Source organism: Mycobacterium sp., from assembly GCF_049683935.1.
In the GTDB taxonomy this organism is placed as follows: domain Bacteria; phylum Actinomycetota; class Actinomycetes; order Mycobacteriales; family Mycobacteriaceae; genus Mycobacterium.
On record NZ_JBAUJR010000112.1, the window covers coordinates 1 to 3189 of the forward strand.

Consider the following 3189-nt stretch of genomic DNA (forward strand, 5'->3'; position numbering starts at 1 on the left):
CTACGAGTCGGTGATATCGGCGCAAACCCGCAAGGCACTCGGCGAGTACTACACCCCGGACTGGCTCGCCAATCGTATTGTCTCCCAAACGGTTACCGATCCACTTAATCAGCGGGTCCTCGATCCCAGCTGCGGATCGGGGACATTCCTGTTCTACGCGGTGCGCCGTTTCCTGGCCGCCGCCGACGCGTCCGGGGTCAGCCTTGCCGACGCGATGGCACAGGTGTCCTCGCAAGTGATCGGCATCGACTTGCATCCGGTCGCCGTTGCGCTGGCGCGGGTCACCTATCTGCTGGCGCTAGGACGCGACCGTCTCAACGCCCGCGAACGAGGCAGCCTGTCGGTACCGGTCTACCTCGGTGACTCATTGGGCTGGGATCATCGCGACGATCTGCTCACCGTGGACTACCTGGTGATCCCCACCGACACCGGGGACCAGCTGCTAACCGGGGAACTGCGCTTTGCCGATCACCTCCTGGCCAACAGCGCCAGCTTCGACGACCTGGTGCAAGCACTCGTCGACGAATCCGGACGGGCCGCAGGCAAAAAGACCAACCGCCTCAGCGAGGGCACGGTCCGCCGCCTGGCGCTCGACGCCGCCGACCTGCCCGACCTCAACGCCAACTTCGTCCGGCTCAAGGAATTACACGAAGCTGGCCGCAACCACATCTGGAGCTACTACATCCGCAACGCCGCCCGGCCCGCCTGGCTGGGACGTGACGAGAACCGCGTCGACGTCCTCGTCGGCAATCCGCCGTGGCTGTCCTACCGGTACATGACCGCCGCCATGCAACAACGTTTCAAATCGCTGGCCACCGACCGGGGTTTCTGGCACAACGAAACCACCGCCACCCACCAGGACCTTGCCGGGCTGTTCATCGCCCGCGCCGTCGAGCGCTACCTCAAGACCGGCGGCAGCTTCGCGTTCGTCGTACCGAACTCCGTGGTCGACCGCGAATACTGGGCCGGATTCCGGCGCGGCCAGTTCGACGGCGCCCACGTCGCCTTCACCCCCAGCTGGGATCTGCGCCGCATCCGCCCCCACCTGTTTCCTCGAAGCTCCGCAGTCGTCTTCGGAACCCGCAGCGCCACGGCAAGTCCGATGCCGACCACGGCTCTGGTTTGGACCGGCCGCGCGCCGCACCGCCACGCCCACGTCGAGACCGCAACTCAACTCCACCAACACCTCGGCGAACTCAGCGTGGGGTCCGAAGACGACGAACGCTCCCCGTACGCCGCACGATTCAGTAACGGCGCCAACTTGTTTCCCCGCTTGCTCTTCCGCGTCGAAGACTCTCCGACCACGGGGCTTGGCGTCCCTGCCGGTCGACTCGCGGTGCAGTCCAAACGCTCCGCGGCCGAGAAGCAGCCCTGGAAGGGCATGTCCCCCCTGACCGGCATCGTGGAGTCGGAGTTCGTGTGGCCCACCCTGCTCGGTGAACAGATCGTGCCATTCCACATGCGCATCCCCGAGCGGTTCGTGGTCCCGCTCACCCGCACCGGAGACGTCCTCGACGGCGAGCACTCCAAGATCGACGCCTACCCCGGCCTGGCGGCATGGACGCGTGCCGCGGAGACACTCTGGACCACCCGCAGCGACTCCAAGATGACACTCGTCGAGCAGATCGACCACATGCGCAAGCTCACCCAGCAGCTGCCCGTCCCACCGATCCGAGTTGCCTACGCCGCCTCCGGGATGCACGTCTCGGCAGCCTTGGTAACCGACTCCACGGCCCTCATCGAACATGCCGTGTATTGGGCGGCGGTCAGCACCGCCAGCGAGGGCCACTACCTCGTCGGGATCCTCAACACCCCCAGCCTTACCGAACTGGTCCGACCCCTGATGTCCTACGGCAAAGACGAACGCCACATCGACAAAGCGGTCTGGAAACTGCCGATTCCCACCTATGACCCCGACGATCCGATCCACACTGAAATCGCCCAACTGGCACGCGAACTCGCCGACGAGATCAGCGCCATGACCTTCCGGTCGACCAACTTCGTCACCATCCGCCGGGACATCCGCAAACACCTCGTCAGTAGCCCCTGCGGCCAACGGCTCGACACCCTCGTCGGCGCGCTGCTCGGGGGCGTCGACGCCGCCGCCGTTCCCACCGTTGACCTGGCCTTCCCAACCCCCACCACGACACGGCTCATCCGAACCACCAACACCCTGCCGGCGACGACCGCTGCCATCGAGATCGACGTGGACTGCGAATTCGACAGTGACGGCAAGGTATACCTGTGGGGAGCACTGCTGAGCACACCAAACAGGGAACCGGCGTACTACGCTTTCAGCTCACCGGCGTCTGATTTCGACGAATGCGCCTTGGCCGCCGAGTTTCTCGCCTGGATCACCGACCAACTCATTACCCACGACGACACCACCGCGTTCTGGTTCCACTACGGCCCGACCGAACCCCGGCACCTGCACCGCATCCTCGGCCCAGCCGCTCACGACGTCCTCGCCCGCGGCATCGACGTCCTCACCGACACCATCCGGCCCAACTTCTACGGCCCCACCGGATACAGCCTCAAACAACTCGCTCCCGCCGCCGGCGCAAACTGGCGCACAGCCGGTGCTAATGGCGCCGACACCTACGCCTGGATCAACGCGGCCCGGGCCGGTGACTCAACCACCTGGAACACACTCATCGCCTACAACGAGGACGACGTCCGCGCCCTTCGCGCACTCCGCATAGCGCTTACACAACTGCAGACCCCCGGATCAGTCTTGGAATTGGAATAGCCACCTCAAGTCCAGGGCTAAGTCAAGGCCGAAGACTTACGGTCCCAGGAAGTCCTTCGCTAGCGGGACGCTTCGTCACGATATGAATGTCCGAAAAACCGTCATTTTAGACACACCCGCCGTCACCTGCACTGATTTGCCCGGTGTTATCTATAGGCAACAGAGCTGCGGAAAGTCGCCATTTCGAATGTGCCTGCGGCGGTGGCCCGGTGTCAGTTGCTCGCGATAACGTCGTGTCATGACCATGAGGGACCGGCGGCGTCACCGCACCGGGATCACCGCCGCCACGGCGGCGTTCGTGGTCGCAGTAGGCGCCGTGGTGACCAGCGGCCTGGCCCTCGCCCATCCGGTCGAACCGAGTCAGCACACGGTTAACGTGGTTCCCTCGCCGCCACCCACCTATAGCAGCAGCGACACCGAGGCCGCTAAGGCGGCGGCCT

1 protein-coding gene and 1 pseudogene are annotated in these 3189 nt (G+C 64.9%); both read left to right on the top strand.

What is annotated here, in order from left to right; all coding sequences use genetic code 11:
• Positions 1 to 2749 (top strand): N-6 DNA methylase (locus WA965_RS06385; RefSeq protein ID WP_526447245.1); only part of this gene is annotated, 2749 nt, incomplete at its 5' end.
• 238 nt (positions 2750 to 2987) lie between these two features.
• Positions 2988 to 3189 (top strand): annotated as a pseudogene (locus WA965_RS06390) (hypothetical protein); the annotation flags it as partial.